The sequence below is a fragment of the Shimia sediminis genome, from assembly GCF_003990645.1.
Lineage (GTDB): Bacteria > Pseudomonadota > Alphaproteobacteria > Rhodobacterales > Rhodobacteraceae > Shimia > Shimia sediminis.
This window is the reverse complement of sequence record NZ_RYZK01000010.1, coordinates 54,745-78,939: the sequence shown is the minus strand read 5'-3', so window position 1 is coordinate 78,939 and position 24,195 is coordinate 54,745. Positions and strand designations below refer to the sequence as shown.

The window sequence follows — 24,195 nt, the reverse complement described above, 5'->3', positions numbered from 1 at the left end:
TTATTCGCCCTCCGCTTTCAACAGACGAACCTTCTGTCCATGGCGTAGGAAGGACACGCCCGCAGAGGCGACATGTTCGCCAGCGCTTAACCCATCCGTCACGATCAGGGAATTGCCCCGCACCCCCGAGACCTCGATCTTGCGCTGGTTGACAGTGCCAGAGGTGGGGTCAAATACATAGACGACAAAATCTTCGTCGCGATTTTTTGCCGGGTCCTCGACCGTGCTGAGGTCGGGGCTGATCGTGCTCATGGGCAACAGGAAGCCTTCGGTTTGCGGCAGGGGAAACTCCAGTTCAACTTCAACCGCCATCCCAGCTTTGAGCAATGGGTCTGCATCGGTCAACGACACCACAACAGGATAGGCCGACACCGCATCCGCCCGCTGCCCCAGTTCTGTCACCACCCCTTCGACACGAGTGGTGGGAACATCTGCGAGGCGCAACCTTGCCGGCGTGCCAACAACCATTTGCCCAGCGGTTTCGAAATTGACCGAGAAGCTCGCCTCGAACTGATCCGGCGCGTAAAGGGTGGCAATCGGCACACCCGCCCCAACGGTTGCATAGGAATTGGCGCTGACTGAATTCACCACCCCTGCAAACGGCGCGTGCAACGTTGTTTTGGTAAGATCCGTTCGTGCGGCTTCGGCCATCTGTTGCGCCTGATTAAGCGCAGCCTGCGAGGCGAGAAACTCTGTTTTGGCATTGTCCACCGCGACTTGGGTGACCGCCCCACGTTCAAGCAATGTGCGTCGGCGTTCCAATGTATTGGTCGCATTTTCATGCTCCGCTTTGGCCTGATTGACCACGGCGAGGGTATTTTCCAGCTGGATTTCAAGGCTGGTTGGATCCAACTGGGCCAGTACATCCCCTTCGGATACGACTTGACCAATCGACAGATTGACCTGCTGCAACGACCCGGGCACCTCGAAGGACAAGGTGGTCAAGTCGGAAGGCTGCAACACGCTTGGAAACCGACGGACCATCGAGACCTCAGTTTCCGTCACAATATGGGTTTTCAATCCGCGAATGATCTCTTTTGGCGGTTCGAGTTCTTCGCCCCAACACCCCGCCAGCAGCATCACGAGGGGAAGAGATGTCATCACAATTCGTGCCATGGTCCAGTCCTTGCAGCCCTTTGCGCCCGCAAACTGGGCGCCATAAATCCGTTGCTCGGCACGATGGATATGGACCGACAAGCATAGGCGCATTATCGTTTGTTAATAGAATTCAAGTTTGGTGAGGGTCGGGCCGAAACGTGCAGCAGACCGCCTGAAACTAAAAGTGCGCATGTCGATGAAAGCTCGTGAGAAGTTGCTGGATGCTATTCGCCTCGCGGCGCGGCGCGAGGAGTACGCCAAGCGTCAGCCTCTGCTGCATCAGGGCGACGTCAGTACCCACGCCCATTTCGTCGAAAGCGGATGCCTGCGACTTTGGTATAATGATGACGGCAATGACATCACGGTGCAGTTCTTTCTGCCCGGAGATACGGTGGCGTCGTTGGAAAGCTTTTTTCATGGCAAGCCAAGCCGCTTTGGCATTGAGGCAATCCTGCCTTCGGTGGTGCATACGGTCACCAGGGAACAGTTTCAGGATCATATGGCGCACGATGTGGGCTTCAAGGACCTGCTGTTTGACATGCTGGTCGCGCGAATGGCGGATTATCAGGGCCTGTTCCTGAATCGCATCATGGAAAGCCCGGAACAACGCTACCGCGATCTGCTGAAACACCAGCCAATTCTGTGCGAGACGGTCCCGCAGCATTATCTGGCCTCGTTCCTTGGTATTACCCCGGTGTCGCTCAGCCGGATCCGCAACAAAATCGAGGTTCGTTAACAAACGATAATGCGCCTGTGGCGGCGACAACAATAAGGTCTCCTCAACCAGTTAATCGAGGATACCAGCCATGCGCGTTCTTGTCGTTTTCAATCACCCTTACGAGGGAAGTTTCTGCAATGCCCTGCTGCAATCGACCCTGTCCGGCCTTCATGCGGCAGGTCACGAAACCGATCTTATCCCCTTGGATAACGATGGGTTCGACCCCGTCATGCGGGCCAAGGACCTGAAGGCCTTTGTCACCGCGCAAAGCAACCGCACAGGGGCAACCGAACTACTGGATCCACAGCTCAGGGACTACATGGCGCGCATCGAGCAGGCCGACCATATTCTGTTCATCTTTCCTATCTGGTGGGAGCTCATGCCTGCCCTGATGAAGGGTTTCATCGACAAGCTGATCTTTCCCGGCTTCGTCTATGACTATACTCCGAGCAACAAGGGTATGACACTGCGCATGGAGCGCCTGAAGGGGGTGACGATGATCACCACGATGAATACGCCTGGGCTGATCTATCGCCTCCTTTTTGGCAACGCGATCAAGAAGGCGCTTCTTTTGGGCACGTTCTGGAAAATTGGTATCAAGAAGCGCCGCTGGATCAGCTTCAACTCAGTGAAATTCGTCAAACCTGAGCAGCGCGAGGAATGGCTGGCCCAGGTCGAGACCGAGATGCACCAGCTTGCCTGACGGTATGCGCTTGTGGGGGCCCCCGCCCTAAATCCGCGTCGCACATAATTCCTAAAAACATACTCACCATTGCTTTTGGGCTTGGCTTGGCCTCGCCCGAATTCAGCGCGCAGGTTCGACATGAAAAACATCAAGATCGCCTTCTGGGGCATTCTGTTAGGGCCATCCCTTCTGTGGCTCTTTTCCTTCTCTGGCCTGGCGGACTGGTCCGACACGCTTGTCACTTTCAAGCTCCTCTTGCGCTTTTCCGGAGTGCTTGCGATCGTGGTCATGAGTGTGACGATCATTCTGGCGACCCGTTCGACGTGGCTGGAACAGCGGCTGAACGGTCTCGACAAAGCCTACAGGCTGCACAAATGGCTTGGCATTTCGGCGCTGATCCTGATGCTGGCCCATTGGCTGACGCTTCGTGTTGCAGGTAGAATGGGAATGACCGAGGAAAAGGTCGGAGAAAGCCTGTTGGCGACGGCCGAAATACCCGCAGGCACGATTGAGACACTGTTTAGCGGCCTGCATGACGTTGCTGGCACCATGGCCAATTTCGCGTTTTATCCGTCGATCTTTCTGGTCACCGCTGCGCTGATCAAATGGGTCCCCTACAAGTATTTTGCCTCAACTCACACGCTGCTTGCCGCTACCTATCTATTGGCGGCATTCCATTCGGTTGTGCTGATGGATTTCTGGGCCTGGCAACACCCCGTTGGCATCGCCGTCGCTGTTCTTTCCCTTGGCGGCGTCGTTTCCGCAGTGCTTGCGCTGACACGCCAGATCGGCCGACGCAACCGGACCAGCGGCGTAATCGGCTTTGTCCGGCCTTTTCCAGACATTCGGGCGATCTCGTCGCATATCAAATTGGATAGGCGTTGGAAGGGCCACAAGGCGGGGCAGTTTGCGTTCGTTACTTTCGATCGCAAGGAAGGCAAGCATCCCTTCACCATCGCGTCAGCCTGGGACCCATCCATACGCAACATCATGATCGTGACCCGTGGGCTTGGTGACTACACCGAGCTACTCCCTGAAAGCCTGAAAGAGGGAGGCCAGGCGCTTGTCGAGGGCCCGTATGGCTGCTTCACCTTTGATGATGACAAACCGCGCCAGATCTGGGTTGCCGGCGGGATCGGGATCACCCCCTTTATTGCCAGGATGAAACAAAGGGAGATGACTCCCAGTGATCAAGAAATTGACCTGTTCTATGCCATTCCGAACATTCAGGCTGAGGTGGTTGAGCTCCTGATCAAGGACGCAAAAGCAGCAAACGTCAACCTTCACCTTTTCGTCGCGGACCAAGGTGAACGGATCAGTCCACAGCTTTTGCGCCATGAGGTTCCCGATTGGAAATCAGCCAGCGTCTGGTTCTGCGGGCCAGGCCCATTCGGCAAGGCAATCCGCTCTGATTTGGTATCGAATGGTCTGCCAGCCGGTGATTTTCACCAGGAGCTGTTTAACATGCGGTAGGATGGGGTGATGTGGTGAAAAAATGTCCGGGACTTTAGTGACAGACCTTTCTGTTTGTCATTTGCAACCCAGCACCGAACAGTTCGGATCCACCCCCGCTTATGGAACCAGCGCCTGTGTCCGAAGCAAACTGGAAAGCGCAGTTTGGGTGTCTATCACCCCAAGCGGGCCAGCCTCCCCCATCACAACGATGTCGCTGGGATCTTCAACCAACATGGAAATGACCTGTTTCAGAGGCGTGGCAGTGGAAATGGTCCGCATGTCTTTCGATGGGGCGGTACTGGCTGCGGTCATAATTTCCGCCGCCCTGAGCACATTCAACGGGTTCATATGAGCCACGAATTCCGCAACATAGGGGGTCGCGGGGTTCAATACGATTTCCTGCGGCTCGGCACATTGGACAATCCGCCCACCCTCCATAATCGCGATGCGCGACCCGATCTTAAGCGCTTCATCGAGGTCGTGACTGACAAAGATAATCGTGCGGCCAAGCTTTTGTTGAAACTCCAGAAGTTCATCCTGCAGTTTGTTGCGGATCAACGGGTCCAAAGCAGAGAAGGGCTCATCCATCAGCAGGATCGGTGCGTCTGTCGCAAAGGCACGGGCCAGACCGACACGTTGTTGCATCCCACCGGACAGCTCCTGAACTCTGCGATCTGCCCAATCTTCCAGATGCACCAGTTCAAGTTGCTCACGGGCGCGGGCATAGCGATCTTCACGGGGCATACCAGAGACTTCCAGACCATAGGCGACATTGTCGATCACGCTGCGCCAAGGTAGTAAACCAAACTGCTGAAACACCATCGCCACGCGATCGGTTCGGATTTTTCGCAGTTCTCGCTCAGGGGCCCCAACCACGTCAATCAATCCCTGACCGGTATTGACTTCAACCTTGCCGCGCACCACGGGGTTTAGGCCGTTCACCGCCCGCAAAAGAGTCGATTTGCCCGAGCCGGACAGGCCCATCAGAACCAGAATCTCGCCGTTCTTGACGTCGATAGAGCAATTGTGCACCCCCAGCACCTGGCCAGATTGTTCCTGAACCTCAGCGCGCGAAAGCCCCTTGTCCATCAAAGGCAACGCACTATCCGGGCGGTCCCCGAAGACGATATTGACGTTGTCGAATTTCACCATCGTATCAGTCATTTTAGGCTCCTTTCCGCTTGAACATTCGGTCGAAAATGATCGCAACAAGGACAATGGCGATCCCAACTTCAAATCCCTTGGCGACATTCACCGAATTCAACGCCCGCAGTGTTGGCACCCCCAACCCGTCGGCCCCAACAAGTGCTGCAATCACCACCATCGAAAGCGACAGCATGATGGTCTGGGTCAACCCGGCCATGATTTGCGGCATCGCGTAAGGCAACTCGATCTTCCACATCATCTGCAGGGGCGTGGATCCAAAGGCTTTGCCCGCCTCCAGCAGCGATGTCGGCGTCGACGTGATCCCAAGATGGGTCAGGCGGATCGGGGCCGGAATGGCGAAGATCACGGTCGCAATCAGCCCCGGCACCATGCCCAGCCCAAACAGGATGAGCGCCGGGATCAGATACACGAAGGTTGGAATGGTTTGCATCAGATCAAGGATCGGCTCCATCACCCGATGCAGCCATGGCTTGCGCGCAGCAGCAATTCCCAGCGGAACGCCAACCCCCATGCACACCACGGCTGATGCCAGCACCAATGCCAGCGTCTCGGTTGTTTCAACCCAATAGCCCTGGTTGATGATCAACAGCAGCCCGAAGGCCGTAAACAGTGAAAAGCCGGCGGAACGGCGCGCGAACCAGGATAGTGCGGTAATCACTGTGATCACAACAAAAGCGTGGGGGGCCTGAAGCAGCCACAGAAGCGCAAGGATGACCGCCTCAAGTGCAGCCGATATAGCATCAAATACCCAGTAAAACCCATCGGTCAGCCATTCGATGAATCGCTGAACGGCTTTCCCAAGCGGGATCTTGTTATCTTCCAACCATTCCATTGTATTTGTCTCCCCTCGCACGAATGTGCCGGTCCAGTTAGTATGTTGCCTGCGTCGTCGGCAGAGCGCCCGGGATGGTCGCAAAAAGCCAGTTCGTCAGATGCCCCAACATTTTTTCGTCAAGGCTGTGGCCCACGCCGTCGAACATCCTGAGCTTTGATCCCGGGATCAGAGCATGGGCTCGGCGTGAACTTTCAGAAGCAAGGCAACGATCCTGATCTGCTCCGATGACAAGGGAAGGAGCCGCGATCCTTCTCAGGTAATCGGTGCGATCGCCAGAAAACCTGATCGCAGCCAGTTGTCTGGTGTAGCCACCAGTCGTGAACCCCGAGATTTGCATCGCCTCAGCCACCTCCACGGCCTCGGCCCGGGTCATCTTTGACGGGGCTGCACACCAGATCAGGTCCTCCTCGAACCACTCCAGCATTTCAGCCTCTGTTTCAAACCCACGCGAGATGCGCTTGAAGCGCTTCAGGGCGGGCGGGGGGATGGGGGCATCTGCTTCTCCAGCCGAGCTGCAAATCTGCACAAAGGCGGTCAGCCTGCCACCCGCCTGTCCTGCGACAAGTTGGGCAATCATCCCTCCCATGGAAAACCCGACGACAGCAAAGCGGCACACATCCAGTTCCTGCAAAACCCGCATCACATCATCGCGCATGTCGAACAATGTGTATGGCAGTCGCGGTGCATTTCCATCGTAGCGTTCGTCAAGCGGCTCCTCATCCGAGCCACATCGACCAGATCGCCCCATGTCGCGATTTTCGATACAGATCACCCGAAAGTCACGTGCAAGTTCGTCAAGGAAATCCTTCGGCCATTCGCCCAATTGCATCCCAAGCCCAAGCAAAAGAACAATGCAGGGCGCAGTGTCACGCCCACGCACTTCCACATAAATGGGGCACGGACCCGGAATGGTTCTACGCATACTCACAGATCCGGTCCCTGTTCCTCAAAGCCCAAGATGGGTCCGAACGGCCGCCAAACCATCACCACCACCCTTGGCAGTCACACCCTGAAGCCAGATCTCAAGATACTTCGGATGGGCCTTCAAAAGGCGTGCGCCAGCATCATTGGGGTCCTCGCCGTCTGCCAGAATATAATCCATGCCTTCGCTTTCCATCGACACGTCAAATGTCATTTGTGTCAGGAGTTTTCCGACATTCGGGCATTCATCCAGATACCCCTTGCGCACTTGGGTATGCACAGTGGCACCACCGAAATTCGGACCATAAAAATCGTCGCCGCCGCTAAGGTATTCAATCTCGAACTCTGTATTCATGGGATGTGGTGCCCAGGCCAGAAATACCATCCAGTCTTCTTTCCGAGCACTCCGTTTCACCTGCGCCAGCATTCCTTGCTCAGAGCTTTCGATAACCTTCCAATTACCAAGGCCAAAGGCATTTTTGCCAACCACATCCAGCATGATTTCATTGGAGCCGGGTTCAATGCCATAAAGCTGGCTGTCGAATTTGTCGGCATGTTCAGCCAAATGGGCAAAATCAGTGACGCCTGCGTCATAGACATACTTCGGGACGGCGAAGGTGAATTTGGCCCCTTCGAGATTTTGGTGAACTGTCTCGATCTCACCCGTGTCGCGATAGGCTTGATAGTAGGTCTCCATCGCCGGATCCCAATAGCCAAGAAAGACATCCAGGTCTTTGGCGACCATGGATTCGTAGATCACCGGAATCCCCAAAACGTTGCTTTCTGCCGAATAGCCCAGCCCTTCGAGAATTGTGCTGGCCACACCCGTCGTCAGTGCCAGATCGGACCACCCCGGCTCCGCCATTCGGACCGTGTCGCAATTCGCGGCCGCGTGTTGGGCAAAAAGTGTAAGCGCTGCGGTTGCCGTTGCGCCGAAGAATTTCCGTTTCATTTGACTTTTCCTCCCGTCAGTCAATTGATTAACCCGTGGGTCAGTAAATGGACCAATAGGATAGATTGACCCATTAGTCAATAAATTATACTCCTGGCTTAGGAGGTGGCGATCATGGGCCGGAAAAGCATTGCGGATATCAGGCGCGAGGAATTTGCCACCGCCGCCTTCGAAGTTCTCTCGGTTCACGGGATGCAAGGCACCACATTGCAGCGGGTGGCCGATCACACCGGGGCCTCGAAAGCCAGCGTGTTGCATTACTTCTCGAACAAACAAACCCTGATCGAAACCGCCCTTCGGCAAGCGAATGCCACGCTCAGAAAAGAAGCGGTTGCCCTGATGAACCTGGCCTCAACTCCATGGGAAAGGTTCTATGGGATTCTCGAAGCCAACTTCTCGCCAACAACATTTCGGCCTGAAGTTGCCCATGGTTGGATTTCGATGTGCGCAGAGGTGCCGCACAACCCGCAATTCCAGAGGATCCAAACTGTCATCTATCGCCGGCTTCACAGCAATCTGGTGTCAGCGTTGAAAGACACTGGGATGACGGAAGCGGAAGCTGAGCATGGTGCAAATGCGGTCAGCTTGCTGATTGACGGCATCTGGTTACGGTGCGGTCTGCAAATTGGTGGCCTGAACCGAGAAGATGCCGCAGCCCATATCGAAGCGGTGGTCAACAAGCTTTTTGGGGATCTGGCCGAACGTCAAGCGGCGAAGGCCAAGATGAGTGCATTGGCTCAGGCTCTGACCTTGAATGCTGCGTAACGGGATGTTGCAGCGACACACAACTTGCTTGGAAATCCTCTTTTCTCGCGCGCGCCCAAAACGGACATTCACGTTGTCGACTGGGAATGACCGGGAAAGGCCGATATTTCTTGTGCGATTTCACTGCGGCTGCAAATTGCTGCAACTGCCCACTCGGTAAATTGGGCTCATTCCGGCTCTTAGCCGCGATTTACACCAAGGTCCGGTCCTGCCTGTTGCTCTGGGCAGATTGTCGATCGAAGCTGGCCGTCATCGTGCAACGCGGCCTGCGTGTCGCCGTTATCCCACAGATAAAGTAGGCCGATTTCGACGCCTGTTTTGATGCACGTAATGCGGCCGATGGCTTCGGCTGTTGTGCGACCACTCTCAAATTCGGGCAACACTAGCCCCTCTCGTTAAACAATTCCTTGGGAGCGATGTCGAGAGCATGGGCAATCCGCTCCAGAACATCGATCGATGCTGAGAATTTCGCGAGTTCGATCTCGCTGATGTAGCTACGATCCAGGTCGGCAGCTAATGCTAATTGTTCTTGGCTCGACCCTCTGGAATTTATTAGATTCCGGATATTTAACCCTACTTGTTCCCGTAATTTCATGGCCTGTATTCGGCCAGATCACAAGAATTGAGCTACGGAATATATTCCACAAAATGCGCGCGAGTGGATCTAATCACTTGCTCGCATATGGTGTGCGGGGCGAAGTTGGGCAACAACCATCAATATTATAGTAATGAAGTCGAAAGGCGCTTATTGATATGTGGCTCAAATCCATCCGAAATTTGCTTGGCGGGGTCGCCATAAGTGTCGTTTCTAGCTTGGCTCCGCAGGCAGCAAAAGCCTACCAAGTTGATTGCGCCATTCTGCTTTGCCTGGCTGGCGGGTGGCCAGCTTCAGCAGAATGTGCCCATGCTCGTGCGGTTTTCATTAGGCGGATTACGCCTTGGCCGATCGAGCCGCCGTTGCAAATCTGGCGTTGTCCTATGGGTGTTTCTGAGCGCGCGCCATTGCAAAGCACGGCCCCAGAAATCTGGGCAGCCAATATCCAATCAGGTCAGACTCTTGGCCAAGTGATTCTGGCACAGGTGGTCGAAGACGGTGCCGATATTGACATCAGCGGTCTGGAATTCGATTTCGTGCGCTCGATCCGCGTCTGGGATGTTCGGCACTACAGCCACCGCAAAGGCGGGCGCGACGATGATTGTTCCGAGAGTTACAACATGCGCCTGGGAACCTACGGCATGCAGGGCGAATTCGGCTGGCAACGCACTACACCAGCGGCTGCCCCGCAGTGGGTTCTGCCGTCACGGCGATGTTCGTCATCAAATTGGCGATGCGGGGTTGGCGTTGAATGGGAAGATCACGAAGGTAACCACGGATATGAGTGGGTGGCCTATTAGGGCTATTCGCCGATGTCCTTCATGCGTTCCGCGATATCGCCCGCAATGCGCTCATACAGGGCGGCTTGTTTGTCCCTTGGCGTCCCAGGCTTTGGGTTTCTTCGACGGATGCGTTTGGCGAGCCAGAAGAGCAACCTCGCGGCGGGGTCATCCAGTTTTTCTGGCACAGGAGCTGGGTAGTTTTCTTCGAGGAGGGCAACGACCTCAGCATTCATGCTGCGGTGGTTGGCCTCAGCCGCGAGGCGTATTCGATCGCGCAGGCCGTCTGGCAGACGCACGATGAATTTATCCTGATTTTGAGAGCTTTGTTCTGGCATAGTGGCACTGTGCCATAAAAAGCAATTGACGCAATAGTGGCTAAGTGCCACTAACGGGGTGTGGTTTCAACCTGGAGGCGTTTCATGAAAAGTCGTAAACCAATGCAGCTTCGGCTTCCGCAAGAGCTCAAAGAGTGGATCAAAGCGGAGTCAGATCGCAATGGAAACTCCCAGAATTCAGAAGTGATCCGCGCCATTCGCGCGGCGAAAGACAGGCGGTCCACACTCGGATCAGTTGGAAATATCAATATGGATCAGGGTGATAGTGTGCGTTGTTAACGATCTAGAGAGGTGTCGATCAGATGACCAAAGCAAGTGTGCAAACAAAGGCGAGACAGGCAGCCTCCGCCTTCATCCGCGAGGCGCGGGAGGCAGGTTGGCAGCGGGCAAAATTTGAGATCAAGCCTGATGGCAGTGTCATCGTCGATGCCAACATGGTCGCGCCAGAGGCGGCAGACGACTTTCTCAACAGTGACCTGAGAATGGGCGAATGACTCGCAAGAGCTTGCCCAAATACGTCTACAATGACCGAGGGTATCTCCGGTTCATCCGGCGTTCGCGCGGTATCTCGGTCATGTTGCACGAGGAAGCGGGCACGCCAGAATTTTGGGATCATTACAATCGCCTGCTGAAAGGAAAACCAGCGCCTGCGCCGGTGAAACGCAATTTTGGGGCGCTGATCCTGAGTTATTACGAGAGCGACGCCTACAAGAAGCTGAAGCCACGGACGAGATCCGACTATCGGCGGTACATCAGCCATATTCGTGAGATCTGGGCCGAGAAGGACCCGGCCAGGATCGAAACCCATCACATTTATGAATTGCATCGCGCCAATGCGGATCATTGGCGGCAAGCCAACTATCTTGTCCTGGTCATGGTCGTCCTGATGAATCACGCCCGGTTGATCGGCTTCATCAAGAAAGAGCACGGCAATCCAGCGAAGGGCATTCCACTCTTCAAGCAGCAAAGCGATGGCTGGGAACCTTGACCCGATGACGTTCGTGCCGAGTTCGAAGCGCTGGCTTCAAAGCGTGCTCGGCTGGTCTATGAACTTTGCGTTGGAACTGGCCAGCGGATCGGCGATGTCGTGAAGATGAAGTGGGCGCACTTTTCCGATGAAGGTTTCGATTTCACGCAGGGTAAGACCGACAAGCCGCTGTGGATCCCGCTTACAGACCGCCTGAAAACCCATCTCGACGGGCTCGCACGAACGGACGGCACCGTTGTGACCGACGCCAAGGGTCGACCGGTGAGCTACCGGATCGTTGCGGAGGAAATGCGTGCCATCAAAAAGAAGATGAAGCACGAGAAGGCGAGCTACTACAAAACGCACGGGCTCAGAAAAAATGCGACGATTGAGCTGTATCTGGCTGGATGTGATGACGAGATGGTCAAAGCCGTCACCGGTCACTCAGGCGTTGAGATGCTGAAAAAGTACGGTGGACCGATCCGGCAAAGAGAGCTCGCAAAGCGGGCTCAAGAGGCAAGAAATCAAATGGAACGAAACAAGACCGAAACGTGAAAGTTTCAACGGTTGTTTCAAAAATGGCAGTGAAGGAGAGAGGGAATGACGCAAGTCATTGATTTTATTGGAGGCGAGTACCGGAATCGAACCGGTGTACACGGATTTGCAATCCGCTGCGTCACCACTCCGCCAACTCGCCATCCGTGGTGTGAGGCGGGCTTAGCTGATCTGCCGCAGGGCTGCAAGAGGGTATGCGACGGAAATCAATGCACGGGCCGTTGATGATCCCTGACATCTGTGGCAAGACAGTCCACAACCCCGAGTCTGAACGAATGAGTTTAGTTATGACCGACTACACCGCCCTCCGCACCACAATGGTCGACACCCAGGTGCGTCCCTCGGATGTCACCAAGTTCACCGTGATCGAAGCCATGCTCTCCATCCCGCGCGAAGCCTTTGTTCCGCGTGACAAGCGTGATGCCGCGTATATTGGCGAACATGTGTCTCTGGATGCAGGCCGCGTGGTGCTGGACCCAAGGGTTCTGGCCAAGATGCTGGATGCCGCCGATATCCAAAACGACGAGCTGGTGCTCGATATCGGTGCTGGGCTTGGCTATTCTTCCGCCGTAATCGCCCGCATGGCCGAGGCCGTTGTGGCGGTTGAAGATGACGCTGCTCGCGTCGAAGACGCACAGACCACCCTGGCCGAGCACGGCGTCGACAACGTGATCATGCACGAAGGCCCCCTGACCGAGGGGGCGGCTGATCATGGGCCCTATGATGTGATTGTTCTGCAAGGGGCGGTGGAAATCTTACCTGATTCCCTGACGGCACAGTTGAAAGAGGGCGGTCGAATCGTATCTCTTGAACAAGACGGCGCGCTTGGCACTGTTCGGATCGGCTATTTGCTGAACGGCGAATTGAATTGGCGGTTTGCCTTTAATGCAAGCGCACCGGTTCTGCCGGGCTTTGAAAAGCACAGCGCATTTACATTGTGAATTACCCGCGCCCGATTTGCGAGGCGCGCGTTTCCTGAAGGGGGCACCATGGGGCGGACTTTTCTGAACTCAATACGGGCCGGGTCCGTGGCGTTGGCGATGGCTGTTGTTGCACCCGTGGCAGCGGTCTCTGAAACGCTTGCCGACGCTATGGCCAGCGCCTACAGCCACAGCGGTCTTCTGCAACAGAACCGGGCCCTTTTGCGGTCGGCGGATGAAAACGTTGCCCAGACCTATGCCCGGCTGCAGCCAATCATCAACTGGTTTGGGTCGATCGAATACACTACGGGAACGGCGCAGGTCAGTTCCATTGGTCAAGAGCTGGATGCCTTTCACCCCAGCATCGGTCTTTCGCTGCAAATCCTGATTTACGACAACGGCGCCACGCGTGCCTCGCTCGAGGCGGCAAAGGAAACAGTGCTGGCCACTCGTCAGGCGCTGATCAATGTTGAGCAACGCGTGCTGTTGGACGCGGTGACGGCCTATATGTCGGTGATCCGCGACACACAGATCGTGGAGCTGCGCCAAAACAACCTGAAACTGGTACAGCGCGAACTTCAGGCCGCACAAGACCGGTTTGAGGTTGGTGAAGTGACGCGTACGGACGTGGCCCAGGCCGAGTCGAGCCTGGCTGGTGGGCGCGCGCAGCTTGCTGCGGCACAGGGCGACCTGATGCAATCGCAAGAATTCTATTCGGCGGCCATTGGCCATCGCCCCGGCGTTCTGGTGTCGCCACGCAACCTGCCACAGGTTCCGGCCACAATGGAGCAGGCCAAGTCGGTCGCCATTCGCAGCCACCCCAGCATGTTGCAATCGCAGTTGTCGATTTCGGCTGCCGAGTACCAGGTTGACGCGGCAGAAGCGGCCATGGGGCCGCGTGTCACCTTTGACAGCTCCATTTCGATCGAAGAAGACTTTGAGGACACCGACTACACCCGCGTCGGAACTGTTGGATTGACCCTTGGTGGGCCGATCTATCAGGGTGGCGCGCTGTCATCTTTGGTACGTCAAGCCATGGCTCTGCGCGATGCTGAACGGGGCAACCTGCATGTGGTACGTCACACAACGCGGCAGAACGCGGGCAATGCCTGGGCGTCTCTGATCTCGGCCAAGGCGCAGCTGTCTGCCACCGCACGTCAGGTCGAAGCGGCCCGAATCGCGTTTGAGGGCATTCGCGAAGAATCCAAGCTCGGTGCGCGAACCACGTTGGATGTTCTGATTTCAGAGCAGCAATTGCTGGACGCCGAAGCGTCGCGCATCACAGCGCAGACAAACCAGATTACGGCGACATTTGCATTGCTGTCTTCGATGGGACTTTTGACCACGGAACACCTGAATCTCAACGTCGAGCGCTATGATCCCGAGGCCTACTACGAGCTGGTCAAGGACGCGCCTGCCGTACGCAGCGAACGGGGCAAGCAACTGGACAAGGTTTTGCGCGCACTCGGCAAAGAGTGACAATTTTCCCTATCTGTTGTGCGAAAATGCCTGAACGGGTAGACTCTGCCGGAGGCTCGAGTAGTGTTTTGGTATGTCTGACCCCGTAGCAAATGTGGAAATCGAAGATGTTCTGACGTCGATTCGTCGGCTGGTGTCCGAAGGCGGACGCCCGTCGGGTGCGATGCGGAACCAGCGTGCGGACCTGCCTAACGTGGCGGCTCCGATTGTGGCTCCGGCCCAGCAGGCTGAGCTTGCCGGGCGCGACGCCTCGCTGGACCGCCTTGTATTGACCCCGGCACAGCGCATTCCAGAACCTGCTGACACCTCATCCACTGCGGACGCGGATGAGGCTTTTGAAGAGATGTCAGGCACGGCTCCTGCACTGGGAGATTCTGAGGCGGATGGCCCGGAATTGCTGCTGCACCCCATTAATGCCGGGAATGACGAATACCTGGATGAGGAAGACGTCGCTGCGCTGGATGCGGTTGAAGGTGCTCGCGCTCTGGAACAGGACCTTGACCTTTCGCCCGAGTACGATCCGGACGAAGGTATCGCCCTGTCTGATGCCCAAGCGATGGAATCGCGCATCGTGCGCTGGGAGAACCTGAACCCCGACGATTCGTCAGATGTGCTTGAGCCGGACAGCCCCGGTGACAACGACTACGCTGGCACGGACGTGCGCGGGTTGAGCTGGATTGATACCGCTGAGTCCCCCGTGGACATGCAAAACGAAGTGGCTGATCTGGACGAGGCCAGCTTTGCGGAAGACGTCGAAGTCGAAGCGCCGGTAGCGGACGGGTTCGAAATGCCCGCCTTCCTGCGGTCCCGGGCCGTGGAAATGCCCGAGGCTGAAGATATCGCAGACGACGCGGAGATTGTGGATGCCTCTGAGACAGAGCCTGACGCTGATCCCGACTTCGAAGAGCAGGCCTTGGACCCTATCGAGATGATGGCCAGCCAGATCGAGGCCGAGGCGTCAGCTTATGTCGAAGAGGTCGTGGAAGAATCCATCGCGCCCGAGCTCGAAGACTTTGACAGCGATGATACGGTCATGCTGGACGAAACGATGCTGCGCGAACTTGTCAGCGACATCGTGCGTCAGGAACTCCAAGGTGCCTTGGGCGAACGCATCACGCGCAACGTGCGCAAACTGGTACGCCGCGAGATTCACCGAGCACTTGCCGCGCACGACCTGGAGTGATCCGACCACTTGACCTAACGTCATAACGAAACCGCAAAAGAAAAAGCGTGCCAGCCGGCACGCTTTTGTTTTTTGCAGTTCGGCGTTGGCCGAAAATCAGGCGGCTTCGGCCTGCTGCGCGGCGTTGCGACGTTCGCTCTCTTCGCGCGACAGCGCGACCGAGGTGCGGACACCTTTGCCGACAAATTCCATCAGACCCGAAACAACGCGTTCGTTGGGGTCGATTCCGGCACAGCTCAGCACTTCGCGGCCATCGCGCGACCGTGCCCAGCGGGCGATTTGTTCAGGACCGTTGCCGTACTTCTTGTCGTCGGCAATGGCGTCATCCAGAGCGGCCAGGACCACGGCGGCAAACAGTTTGCGCGCGCGGTTGCCCTGTTCATTGTTAAAAGCCGTTCCATCAACGAAATCTCGCATCTCGTCGTCCTTGTATTATTGCTCTTGCGTTTTCGGCGTGGCGCCCCTTATGACGCCTATTTTGTGATTCGGATAGGGCGTAAATGCATAGCATCTATGCGAAATGCGCATGGCTTTCTGCACGTGCAGCACGAGATTGGCCACCTTGTCACCTGCCAGTCCGCCAGATATAGGGTTGAGCAGCTTCATATCAACCTTGCATTCATGGTTTTGTCACATGCCCAAGATCAACGGAAACGAAATTCGCCCCGGCAACGTGCTGGAACATAACGACGGCCTCTGGGCTGCGGTCAAAGTCGACCACGTCAAGCCCGGCAAGGGCGGCGCCTTTGCCCAGGTCGAAATGCGCAACCTGCGCAACGGCTCGAAACTGAACGAGCGCTTTCGCAGCGCCGACAAGGTCGAGCGTGTGCGCCTTGAGCAGAAGGATCAGCAGTTCCTCTACGAAGATGACGGCATGCTGATTTTCATGGACACCGAGACCTACGAACAGATCCAGCTTCCTGCCGATCTCCTGGGTGACCGCCGCCCCTTCCTGCAGGACGGCATGACCATCGTCGTGGAGTTCTACGAAGAAGAGGCGCTGAACGCGACCGTGCCACAGAAAGTCACCTGCAAGATCGTCGAGACCGAGCCCGTGGTCAAAGGTCAGACCGCCGCGAATTCGTTCAAGCCCGCGCTTCTGGACAATGGCGTGCGCGTGATGGTGCCGCCTTTTGTAGGTCAGGACGAGGATATCATCGTCAACACCGAAACCATGGAATATGCCGAACGCGCATAAGCGATCCTACAAAAGATCCCTAGGGGCCTGCCGTGTGGCGGGCCTTTTTCGTTTGGGTCTCTGAATCCAGTAAGAAGAACTCATACTCCAAGGGCTGCAAGGCGGGTATCCACCATTGCCCGGTAGCTGTCCCCAAAGAGGCGCAGGTGCACGAGTGCGGGCCAGAGCTGATAGAGGGGGCGGCGCGCGTCAAGCCCCGGATCGGTGACGCCATAGCCCGACCAAAAGGCCTCGGGCGGCATGCCAAAGAGGCAAAGCATGGCGAGGTCGACTTCGCTGTGGCCATGGTAGCAGGCCGGATCGATCAGATAGGCGCGCTTGCCCGTGAACAGCGCGTTTCCGGTCCAGATGTCACCATGCAGCAAGGCTGCCGGAGGGGTCACGGGCATCAGATCTGGTAGACGCCGCCCAAGGGTCTCCAGGCGGCGCACAATGTCATTCGGCAGGGCCGCAGGGTTCGCAAGCAGCCGGTTTTCCAACCAGAAGTCGCACCAATCTACCTTTGGCGCATTGGGAATGGTCACAGGACCAAAGGCATAGTCGGTGTCCCAGCCATAGTGTGGTCCCACCGTCTCGTGTAACTGGCGCAGCCCATCCCCCAATGCCTCCCAGCTCTGGGCCGTGGCCGGGGTTTCGGGCAGGGCCTCTATCAGCATGACCTGTGTCCTGACGCCCAGGACCTCGGGGGCAGGGGCCCCGGCGGTGCGAATTGCCCCGAGCATTTGAGCTTCGATTGTGACGAGCGGGCCATGCTTTGCCACCACCTGCCGCCCATCCCGCAGCGTCAGATGGTAGACATCCGAGAGATCACCGCCATGCAGGCGTCTTTGCTGCGCGATCGACGCGCCAAGACAGGCCCGAGTGGCCCTGTCCAGTGCGCTACTCAGGGCGCCCAAGAGACCTTGGCATCGCCCGCAACCATGTCCACACCCGTCCGGTCAAAGCGCAAATAGGCGATGCCTGCACCGCCCGATTGCGTGAACAGCGTGCCCACCACGCGACCATCGCGGGTGATCTCGGTGCCGACGGGGGCCGCGCCCTCGACCTTGACCTTAGCCAAGCCTTTGCGCAGCTCGGTCTTGTGCTTCATCCGCGCAGTGACTTCCTGACCCACGTAGCAGCCTTTGCGGAAATCAACGCCATGCAACCGTTCGAACCCAGCCTCAAGGATGTAGCTGTCCGAGGTCAACTCAATCCCGGTTTCCGGCACGCAGGCCGCCACGCGCAAGGCGTCCCAATCGATACCCGCATCCTCTTGCGGAGTGTCCCGATAGGCCCGCCATCCCAGCGAAGGATCGCGCGGATCGGCAAAGCCATCTTCGGGTACTTCTCCCGTACCGCGATGCACATGCAGGGCCAGCGGGGTAATCTTCACGTCCGCGCGCAGCTTGTACATGTTCAGCCGCATCGCCAGGGATTGTGCGATCTCTTCGGCCACATCCAGAATGATCCCATCTCCCCGGCGGGCAAGGAAAAAATCCGCGAGGTACTTGCCCTGAGGGGTCAGGATGGCCGAATAGACCAAACCATCTGCCAACCGGGCGACATCATTGGTCGCCAGCCCTTGCAGAAAATGGTCGGCATCCGTGCCGGATATTTCAAAAAGCGCGCGTGTCTCGGTCATCTCGGGTCCTGTTCCTGTCTCTCTCTCTCATATAGAGAGAAACCATGACTGCAACAGGTCCAAGGTGAGAAATGCGTGCTCCGATCTCTGTGGTGATCCCGACGCTGAACGCAGAAGACGCCCTCGCGGGGTGCCTCGCAACGCTGTTCGAAGGGGTGCAGGCCAGCCTGATCCGCGAGGTGATCGTGGTGGATGGCGGCTCTGATGATGGCACTGTACCGCTCGCGACCGAGGCCGGGGCCGAGGTTTTGACTGCGCCCCCGTCGCGTGGCGGCCAGTTGCGTGCCGGCTGTGCCAAAGCACGGGGCGACTGGTTGTTGGTGCTGCATGCAGACACATCGCTGACGCCCGGCTGGACCGACGCTGTCACGGCGCATCTGGCGACACGACGGGCCGGGTATTTTCGGCTGCGTTTCGATGCGCCCGGCCTTATGGCCCACATCGTGGCGGGCTGGGCCAATCTGCGGGCGGCCCTCTTTGGAATGCCCTTTGGCGATCAGGGGCTGCTGCTTCCCAGGACGGTTTATGACGCAGCAGGCGGTTACAGCGATATTCCCCTGATGGAGGATGTCGCCCTTGTGCGCATGTTGGACCGCAAGCCTGTGGCGCTTGGGTCGGTGCTCACGACCAGCGCAGAAAAATACCGCCAGCAGGGCTGGCTCCGGCGCGGGACGCGGAACCTTAGCCTGCAGCTGCGGTATTTTCTGGGGGCCTCGCCGGACAAGTTGGCGCAGGTCTATCGCAAGAGCTGAGCGTTATAGACGTGGCAACAGCTTCAAAAGCCGCCCCATAACCGTGCGCTTGGGTTTTTCTTTCTTGCCGGTCCGTTTGACCACATTGGCTTGCAATGCGCGCGACTCGGCGGTTTCGCCATCGGTCGTGAACTGCAACTGGTGCAGGTCAGCGTAAATCCCGCCCCGCTTCAGCAGGTCTTCGTGGCGGCCTTCGTCAACGACTCGCCCTTTGTCCATCACCACGATCTTGTCCGCATCACGTACCGTGCTCAGCCGGTGCGCGATGACCAGTGTCGTGCGCCCCTTGGACAGCCGCTCCAGTGCTTTCTGCACTACGGTTTCAGATTGCGCATCCAACGCGCTGGTGGCTTCGTCCAGCAACAGGATCGGCTTGTCCCGCAACAGCGCGCGGGCGATCACCACCCGCTGGCGCTGGCCACCAGACAAATTGGTGCCGCGCGGACCCACCGGGGTGTCGAGGCCGTCTGGCAATTTCTTCAGGAAATCCGAAACATGTGCCGCATCAAGGACCTCTTTCAGGCGCGCTTTGGAGACGTCGGTCCGACCCAACAGAATGTTCTCACGCAGGGTTTCGTCAAACAGCAACGCTTCCTGTGAGACAACCGAGAACAAGTCCCGCAATTCGCCGAGGTCCAGCGCATCCACAGGCACATCCTGCACCTTGGCCTTGCCGCTCTGAGGGTCGACCAGCCGTGTCAGAATGTTGAAAACGGTGGATTTGCCTGCACCCGAAGCGCCCACAATTGCGGTGGTCTTGCCTGCCTCGGCGGTAAAGCTTGCCCCCCTTAGCACTTTTGCCTCGCCATAGGCCAATTGCACGTCCTGCAACCTCACTTCGGGCACGCCGGTGGGGGCGGCCTTGGGGTTCGGTGGCGAAACCAGCGTCGGCTCTGCCTCGACAATTTCCTGCAAGCGTTCGATGGCCGAGGCCGCGACCTGCCAGACACCACTTAGGTTGCCCAGGCGGCGCAGCGGTTCAAAGGCGATTGACAGCGCCGTGAAGAAGCTCATGAATTCGCCAACGGTCTTCTCGCCCGAGATGATCTCGCCACCGCCAAAGACAAGCACGGCGAGGAACCCAAGGCCTGCCATGATGTCGACCAGCCCGGTCAGCGACGCGGCGCCAATCCGCACACGCACTTCGGTGCGCACCAGGCGGCGTGCCAGGTCCCGGAAACGGCTGGCCTGATAATCCTCAAGACGGTTCAGTTTTACCGGAATGATGCCGTGAAACACTTCGTCCAGTTGGGTGGATACGCCCGCGCCGATGTCGCGCGCCTCGCGGGCGCGGCGGCGTACAAAGCGTTGGGCCACCAGCGAAGGCAAGACCAACACGGGAATGCCCGCAAACGCAATCAGCGTCCATTTCCAATCCACGTTGATCGCCACGGCCAACAACGCAATCAGTGCAAAGGTATCTCGCCCCGCCCCGGTGATCATCGCCGTCCACATGCCGTTGATCGACTGCACATCGGTCTGCACCCGCTGGATCAGGTATCCGGGCGGGTGGGTCTGGTGATAGGCGCTGTCCTGCTCCATCAACCGGTCCAGCATGCGCATGCGCAAATCAGCGGCCGAGTTTTGCTGGATATAGGTCAAAGTCACCTTCTGGATCAGACCGGTCACGCCCCGCGTGATAAAAATCGCCAGAATGGTCAGTCCGACTCCCCACAAAGCGACAGGATTCGCAGCGGCAAAGACGTTGTCGAACATCGGCTGCATCATGTAGCTGATCGCGCCCAGCATCGAGCCTTCGATCGCCATAAAGATGATCGAGAGAAACAGATACCATTTGTACTTGCTCAGAAAATTGCGCCAAAGCCACAGGAACAAATAGCGATTTTCCCGCTCGGGTTTTGCAGATGTCTTGCTCACTGTCACGGGCACCTTGCCTCTGGGTCCGGAGGGCCGGATGTTGTGATCTGAAAGGGCAGGCAGGTCGCCGCCGGTAGCGGGCACTTTATGCCTGATCGGGCAGAGATGTCCATATCACCGCAGTGCTCTTGTGACGTCACGCAGGCAATTGACGCTCCGCCAATTGCAGCTAGTGTTTGCCTGTTCTGAACGAGGTGTTTCATGTCCCTTTCCCAAGGCCGCTCTTATCTTGCCATTCCCGGTCCGTCGGTGATGCCCGACGCGGTTCTGCGTGCCATGCACCGCGGTGCGCCGAATATCTACGAAGGTGAGCTGATCGAGATGACAGCGGGTCTGTTCCCCGATCTGAAACGGGTCGCGGGAACCAGCCATGTGGCCACAATCTATATCGGCAATGGCCATGCGGGGTGGGAGGCTGCTCTCGCCAATGTGGTCGGGCCGGGCGACACGGTTCTGGTGCCCGCAACGGGTCTTTTTGGTATCGGATGGGGGGAAATCGCTTCGGGCCTGGGGGCCGACGTGCAGACCCTCGACTTTGGGCGGCAAAGCCCGATGGACCCCGCGCGGATCGAAGCGGCCCTGCGCGCGGATACCGAGCACAAGATCAAAGCCGTTCTGGCCGTGCACGTGGACACATCGACCTCGGCCAAATCGGATATTGCCGGGGTGCGGGCCGCGTTGGACGCAGCTGGCCACCCGGCTCTTCTGATGGTGGATTGCATTGCCTCGCTGGGGTGTGACCGCTTTGAGATGGATGCCTGGGGTGTCGATGTCATGGTGTCCGCCTCGCAAAAGGGGCTGATGGTGCCACCCGGGCTTGCGTTTGTCTTTTTCAACGACCGTGCACAGGCGGTACGGGCCAGAATGGAGCGGGTCAGCCGGTATTGGGACTGGCAGTCGCGCACCGATCCTGACCTTTATTACCAGCACTTCTGTGGCACCGCGCCAACCCATCACCTTTATGGCCTGCGTGTTGCGCTCGACATGATCTTGGACGAAGGGCTGGACCACGTCTGGGCCCGCCACGCAAAGCTGGCCCGCGCCATTTGGGCGGCTGTCGAGACCTGGGGGCAGGGCGGTCCGATCCGCCTCAACATGGCGGATCCGGCGCATCGCAGCCACGCGGTCACCGCGCTCAGTATCGGCGCGCCGCATGGCACCAACCTGCGCCGTTGGACACAGGATCAGGCCGGGCTGACGCTGGGTATCGGGCTTGGCATGGCAACGGATGATGACCCAAGGGCCGATGGGTTTTTCCGATTTGGTCACATGGGCCACGTCAATGCGCAGATGATCCTTGGCATGCTGACCACGGTTCAGGCGGGAATGCAGGCCAGCGGCATTCCTTTTGGGCCGGGCGCACTTGACGCTGCCGCCGCCGTGATCGCAGGGTAGCAAAATTCAAAAGGACACGTACCATGACAACGCCCGAAGCCCGTCTGACCGAGCTTGGCCTGACCCTGCCCTCTCCCACGGTGATCCCACCTGGTTTGCACCTGCCTTTTTCGCTGATCAATGTCCGGGGTGACCGCGCCCTGTTTTCGGGCCACCCCAAACACGACGCTGACGGCAAGATTGCCGGACCCTTTGGCGTGGTAGGTGCCGACTACACCACAGATGCGGCCTATGATGAGGCCCGCCAGATCGGCCTGTGTGTGCTGGCAAATCTCAAAGCCGAGATTGGCGACCTGTCGCGCATCGCCGGCTGGACGCGGGTCTTTGGCATGGTGACGTCGGCCCCCGACTATAAAGAGCAGCATCTTGTGGTGAACGGTTTCAGCGATCTGATCGTTGACGTCTTCGGACCCGATGTCGGACGCCACGCGCGCTCGGCCATTGGCGTGTCTGCCCTGCCTATGGGGTTCGCGATGGAGATCGAGGGCGAAGTGCTGCTTCGCAGTTAATCCCCGCCGTGGTCGTGCGCCTGAAACCGGCGATCCAACAGGGTGATGGCGTGGTTCACGATCAGGGCCGTCAACAGCGCGGCCGCCAATCCCCAGACCGCCCAGATCACGATCAGCACCCACAACAGATTCACCAGCCCCATCACGAGCACCATATTGGTGTAATTCTCAACCGGGCGGATTTGACGGGCCATGGGCGTTCCTTTCTCAACAAAGGATACCGCAGACCGGGTAAACAGCCACTGAAAGCTTCGTGAACGTCTGGCGTCAGCCGAGTTCTGCCAGAACCTCGGGCAGGGCCTTGGCCAGTTTGTTCAGATCTTCCGCCGGACCACAGCTGACGCGGATGCAGCGGTTTTGCGGTGCCACAAAAGGCATACGCACAAAGACCCCTCGGGCGACCAACCCGTCCAGTACCGACTTGGCAAACAGCCCGTCGCGGCCACAGTCGATCGCAACAAAGTTGGTGGCCGAGGGCAGGGTGGTCAACCCGTTCTCGCGGGCAATCTGGCCAATGGTGGCACGCGCCTCTGCGACCTTGCGGCAGGTTTCGGCCAGCCACGCCTGATCCGCCAAAGCGGCCAAGGCTCCGGCCTGCGCCGCGCGATTCATGCCAAAGTGATTGCGGATTTTTTCGAAATTGCGGATCAGGTTGGTGGCGCCAAGCGCATAGCCCACGCGTGCCCCGGCCATGCCGTAGGCCTTGGAAAAGGTCCGCATCCGGATCAGGCGGGGGTCTTCGATATCGACTTCGACCGCCGTGCCCTCCGGCGCGAACTCGACATAGGCTTCGTCCAGCACCAACAATGTGCCGTCGGGCAGCCTGTCCAGTGCCGCGATCACATCTGCGCCTGTAACCCATGTGCCCATCGGGTTGTCGGGGTTGGCGAAATAAACCATCTTGGCGTCCACCTCGGCGGCCTTTGCCACCAGTGCGCCCAGATCCTCGTGGTCGCCTGTGTAAGGCACCTTGTGCAGCACGCCGCCATAACCCGCGACGTGGTAGTTGAAGGTTGGATAGGCCCCTTCCGAGGTGACCACCGCATCTCCCTGTTCGACCAGCAGCCGCGCCAGGTATCCCAGCAGCCCGTCGATACCTTCGCCCACCACGATGTTCTGCGGCGCGATGCCGTGAAAGGCGCTGAGCGCATGTCGCAGGTCGAGGCTCTCGGGGTCGCCATACATCCAGATGCCACCGGTCGCGTCCTGCATGGCGGAAATGGCCTGCGGAGAAGGGCCAAAGATGTTCTCGTTTGCCCCCAGCCGCGCGGCAAAGGGGCGACCCATGGCGCGCTCCTGCGCTTCGGGGCCGACAAAGGGCACGGTGGCGGGCAGGGTCTGGGCGAGGGCGGTATAGCGTGGTCCGGTCATGACGCGAAATTGGCCGATGGCGCGCCCTTGGGCAAGGGTTGAATTGCGGTGTTTCA

The 24,195-nt window shown here is 58.0% G+C and carries 30 protein-coding genes and 1 tRNA gene; 16 read left to right on the top strand and 15 right to left on the bottom strand.

From position 1 onward, the window contains the following. Positions 1-1,116, bottom strand: coding sequence for an efflux RND transporter periplasmic adaptor subunit (locus tag EK369_RS17545; RefSeq protein ID WP_164727036.1), 1,116 nt, complete (start codon positions 1,114-1,116; stop codon positions 1-3). A 172-nt stretch (positions 1,117-1,288) separates the two neighbouring features. Here EK369_RS17545 and EK369_RS17540 point away from each other — a divergent pair, with 172 nt between their 5' ends. From EK369_RS17540 to EK369_RS17530, 3 genes are all read left to right on the top strand, one after another. Further along, positions 1,289-1,834 (top strand): Crp/Fnr family transcriptional regulator, encoded by a 546-nt coding sequence (locus EK369_RS17540; RefSeq protein ID WP_127115572.1) that lies wholly within the window; start codon positions 1,289-1,291, stop codon positions 1,832-1,834. A 70-nt stretch (positions 1,835-1,904) separates the two neighbouring features. Next, positions 1,905-2,519 (top strand): NAD(P)H-dependent oxidoreductase, encoded by a 615-nt coding sequence (locus EK369_RS17535; RefSeq protein ID WP_127115571.1) that lies wholly within the window; start codon positions 1,905-1,907, stop codon positions 2,517-2,519. Between the two features lie 120 nt (positions 2,520-2,639). Then, positions 2,640-3,974, top strand: a complete 1,335-nt coding sequence (locus EK369_RS17530) for a ferredoxin reductase family protein (protein WP_127115570.1) — start codon at positions 2,640-2,642, stop codon at positions 3,972-3,974. 99 nt (positions 3,975-4,073) lie between these two features. On the opposite strand, the gene choV is transcribed toward EK369_RS17530, so the two are convergent. From choV to choX, 4 genes are read right to left on the bottom strand one after another with little or no spacing between them, the layout of a single operon-like run. Continuing rightward, complete coding sequence (choV, locus tag EK369_RS17525; RefSeq protein WP_127115569.1) at positions 4,074-5,120, bottom strand: choline ABC transporter ATP-binding protein; 1,047 nt, start codon at positions 5,118-5,120, stop codon at positions 4,074-4,076. A 1-nt stretch (position 5,121) separates the two neighbouring features. Next, positions 5,122-5,955: a choline ABC transporter permease subunit gene (gene choW, locus EK369_RS17520; RefSeq protein ID WP_127115568.1), complete on the bottom strand. Its 834-nt coding sequence runs from the start codon at positions 5,953-5,955 to the stop codon at positions 5,122-5,124. Positions 5,956-5,992: 37 nt separating this feature from the next. After that, positions 5,993-6,880, bottom strand: a complete 888-nt coding sequence (locus tag EK369_RS17515; RefSeq protein ID WP_164727035.1) for an alpha/beta fold hydrolase — start codon at positions 6,878-6,880, stop codon at positions 5,993-5,995. Between the two features lie 24 nt (positions 6,881-6,904). Continuing rightward, the gene (gene choX / locus EK369_RS17510) at positions 6,905-7,831 is read right to left on the bottom strand and encodes a choline ABC transporter substrate-binding protein (RefSeq protein ID WP_127115566.1); all 927 of its coding nucleotides are present in this window, start codon (positions 7,829-7,831) and stop codon (positions 6,905-6,907) included. 114 nt (positions 7,832-7,945) lie between these two features. On the opposite strand from choX, the gene betI reads away from it, so the two are divergent. Further along, positions 7,946-8,596, top strand: coding sequence for a transcriptional regulator BetI (gene betI / locus EK369_RS17505; RefSeq protein WP_127115659.1), 651 nt, complete (start codon positions 7,946-7,948; stop codon positions 8,594-8,596). Positions 8,597-8,775: 179 nt separating this feature from the next. On the opposite strand, the gene EK369_RS17500 is transcribed toward betI, so the two are convergent. Both EK369_RS17500 and EK369_RS17495 read right to left on the bottom strand, forming a co-directional pair. After that, the gene (locus EK369_RS17500; RefSeq protein ID WP_127115565.1) at positions 8,776-8,976 is read right to left on the bottom strand and encodes a hypothetical protein; all 201 of its coding nucleotides are present in this window, start codon (positions 8,974-8,976) and stop codon (positions 8,776-8,778) included. 2 nt (positions 8,977-8,978) lie between these two features. Then, positions 8,979-9,191: a helix-turn-helix domain-containing protein gene (locus tag EK369_RS17495; protein WP_127115564.1), complete on the bottom strand. Its 213-nt coding sequence runs from the start codon at positions 9,189-9,191 to the stop codon at positions 8,979-8,981. Between the two features lie 383 nt (positions 9,192-9,574). Here EK369_RS17495 and EK369_RS22355 point away from each other — a divergent pair, with 383 nt between their 5' ends. Next, the gene (locus EK369_RS22355) at positions 9,575-9,991 is read left to right on the top strand and encodes a hypothetical protein (RefSeq protein WP_306461222.1); all 417 of its coding nucleotides are present in this window, start codon (positions 9,575-9,577) and stop codon (positions 9,989-9,991) included. Positions 9,992-9,993: 2 nt separating this feature from the next. Here the strand turns inward: EK369_RS22355 and EK369_RS17485 are convergent, their stop codons facing one another. After that, positions 9,994-10,308, bottom strand: coding sequence for an Arc family DNA-binding protein (locus EK369_RS17485; protein ID WP_040103946.1), 315 nt, complete (start codon positions 10,306-10,308; stop codon positions 9,994-9,996). 84 nt (positions 10,309-10,392) lie between these two features. On the opposite strand from EK369_RS17485, the gene EK369_RS17480 reads away from it, so the two are divergent. The 4 genes from EK369_RS17480 to EK369_RS22185 are packed head-to-tail and all read left to right on the top strand — an operon-like array spanning position 10,393 to position 11,830. Further along, positions 10,393-10,587, top strand: a complete 195-nt coding sequence (locus tag EK369_RS17480) for an Arc family DNA-binding protein (protein ID WP_127115562.1) — start codon at positions 10,393-10,395, stop codon at positions 10,585-10,587. Between the two features lie 23 nt (positions 10,588-10,610). Then, positions 10,611-10,802 (top strand): hypothetical protein, encoded by a 192-nt coding sequence (locus tag EK369_RS17475; RefSeq protein WP_027259529.1) that lies wholly within the window; start codon positions 10,611-10,613, stop codon positions 10,800-10,802. Next, positions 10,799-11,296: a hypothetical protein gene (locus tag EK369_RS22190; protein ID WP_235871466.1), complete on the top strand. Its 498-nt coding sequence runs from the start codon at positions 10,799-10,801 to the stop codon at positions 11,294-11,296. Before EK369_RS17475 ends, EK369_RS22190 begins: the two co-directional genes overlap by 4 nt. Positions 11,297-11,326: 30 nt before the next feature. Next, positions 11,327-11,830 carry a tyrosine-type recombinase/integrase gene (locus tag EK369_RS22185; RefSeq protein WP_268920621.1) on the top strand — a complete coding sequence of 168 codons (504 nt, stop codon included), beginning with the start codon at positions 11,327-11,329 and terminating at the stop codon, positions 11,828-11,830. 68 nt (positions 11,831-11,898) lie between these two features. Here EK369_RS22185 and EK369_RS17465 read toward each other — a convergent pair. Beyond that, positions 11,899-11,972, bottom strand: a tRNA-Cys gene (locus tag EK369_RS17465). 145 nt (positions 11,973-12,117) lie between these two features. On the opposite strand from EK369_RS17465, the gene EK369_RS17460 reads away from it, so the two are divergent. The 3 genes from EK369_RS17460 (at position 12,118) to EK369_RS17450 (ending at position 15,412) form a co-directional block, all read left to right on the top strand. Then, the gene (locus EK369_RS17460; protein ID WP_127115561.1) at positions 12,118-12,771 is read left to right on the top strand and encodes a protein-L-isoaspartate O-methyltransferase family protein; all 654 of its coding nucleotides are present in this window, start codon (positions 12,118-12,120) and stop codon (positions 12,769-12,771) included. Between the two features lie 48 nt (positions 12,772-12,819). Further along, entirely contained in the window at positions 12,820-14,229 is a 1,410-nt protein-coding gene (locus tag EK369_RS17455) for a TolC family outer membrane protein (protein WP_127115560.1), read from the top strand. Positions 14,230-14,302: 73 nt separating this feature from the next. Next, complete coding sequence (locus tag EK369_RS17450) at positions 14,303-15,412, top strand: hypothetical protein (protein ID WP_127115559.1); 1,110 nt, start codon at positions 14,303-14,305, stop codon at positions 15,410-15,412. Positions 15,413-15,508: 96 nt separating this feature from the next. On the opposite strand, the gene EK369_RS17445 is transcribed toward EK369_RS17450, so the two are convergent. Next, positions 15,509-15,829 carry a DUF6280 family protein gene (locus EK369_RS17445; RefSeq protein ID WP_127115558.1) on the bottom strand — a complete coding sequence of 107 codons (321 nt, stop codon included), beginning with the start codon at positions 15,827-15,829 and terminating at the stop codon, positions 15,509-15,511. Between the two features lie 217 nt (positions 15,830-16,046). Here EK369_RS17445 and efp point away from each other — a divergent pair, with 217 nt between their 5' ends. Then, positions 16,047-16,610, top strand: coding sequence for an elongation factor P (gene efp / locus EK369_RS17440; protein WP_127115557.1), 564 nt, complete (start codon positions 16,047-16,049; stop codon positions 16,608-16,610). A gap of 80 nt (positions 16,611-16,690) precedes the next feature. Here the strand turns inward: efp and EK369_RS17435 are convergent, their stop codons facing one another. Next, entirely contained in the window at positions 16,691-17,506 is an 816-nt protein-coding gene (locus tag EK369_RS17435; protein ID WP_306461221.1) for a fructosamine kinase family protein, read from the bottom strand. Further along, a complete protein-coding gene (gene ygfZ / locus EK369_RS17430) occupies positions 17,494-18,234 on the bottom strand; it encodes a CAF17-like 4Fe-4S cluster assembly/insertion protein YgfZ (protein WP_127115556.1) in 741 nt (246 codons plus the stop codon). The genes EK369_RS17435 and ygfZ overlap by 13 nt, the downstream gene beginning before the upstream one ends. A 71-nt stretch (positions 18,235-18,305) precedes the next feature. Here ygfZ and EK369_RS17425 point away from each other — a divergent pair, with 71 nt between their 5' ends. Then, positions 18,306-18,986, top strand: coding sequence for a TIGR04283 family arsenosugar biosynthesis glycosyltransferase (locus tag EK369_RS17425; RefSeq protein WP_127115555.1), 681 nt, complete (start codon positions 18,306-18,308; stop codon positions 18,984-18,986). Positions 18,987-18,989: 3 nt separating this feature from the next. Here the strand turns inward: EK369_RS17425 and EK369_RS17420 are convergent, their stop codons facing one another. Next, positions 18,990-20,864 (bottom strand): ABC transporter ATP-binding protein, encoded by a 1,875-nt coding sequence (locus tag EK369_RS17420; protein ID WP_306461220.1) that lies wholly within the window; start codon positions 20,862-20,864, stop codon positions 18,990-18,992. Between the two features lie 201 nt (positions 20,865-21,065). Between EK369_RS17420 and EK369_RS17415 the strand changes: the two genes are divergently transcribed. After that, a complete protein-coding gene (locus tag EK369_RS17415) occupies positions 21,066-22,259 on the top strand; it encodes a pyridoxal-phosphate-dependent aminotransferase family protein (protein WP_127115553.1) in 1,194 nt (397 codons plus the stop codon). A 23-nt stretch (positions 22,260-22,282) separates the two neighbouring features. Next, the gene (locus tag EK369_RS17410; protein ID WP_127115552.1) at positions 22,283-22,768 is read left to right on the top strand and encodes a RidA family protein; all 486 of its coding nucleotides are present in this window, start codon (positions 22,283-22,285) and stop codon (positions 22,766-22,768) included. Here EK369_RS17410 and EK369_RS17405 read toward each other — a convergent pair. Both EK369_RS17405 and EK369_RS17400 read right to left on the bottom strand, forming a co-directional pair. Beyond that, positions 22,765-22,962 carry a histidinol phosphate aminotransferase gene (locus EK369_RS17405; protein WP_127115551.1) on the bottom strand — a complete coding sequence of 66 codons (198 nt, stop codon included), beginning with the start codon at positions 22,960-22,962 and terminating at the stop codon, positions 22,765-22,767. The two genes, EK369_RS17410 and EK369_RS17405, sit on opposite strands and share 4 nt — an antisense overlap. Positions 22,963-23,035: 73 nt before the next feature. Further along, positions 23,036-24,139, bottom strand: coding sequence for a pyridoxal phosphate-dependent aminotransferase (locus tag EK369_RS17400; RefSeq protein ID WP_127115550.1), 1,104 nt, complete (start codon positions 24,137-24,139; stop codon positions 23,036-23,038). Positions 24,140-24,195: the final 56 nt, after the last annotated feature.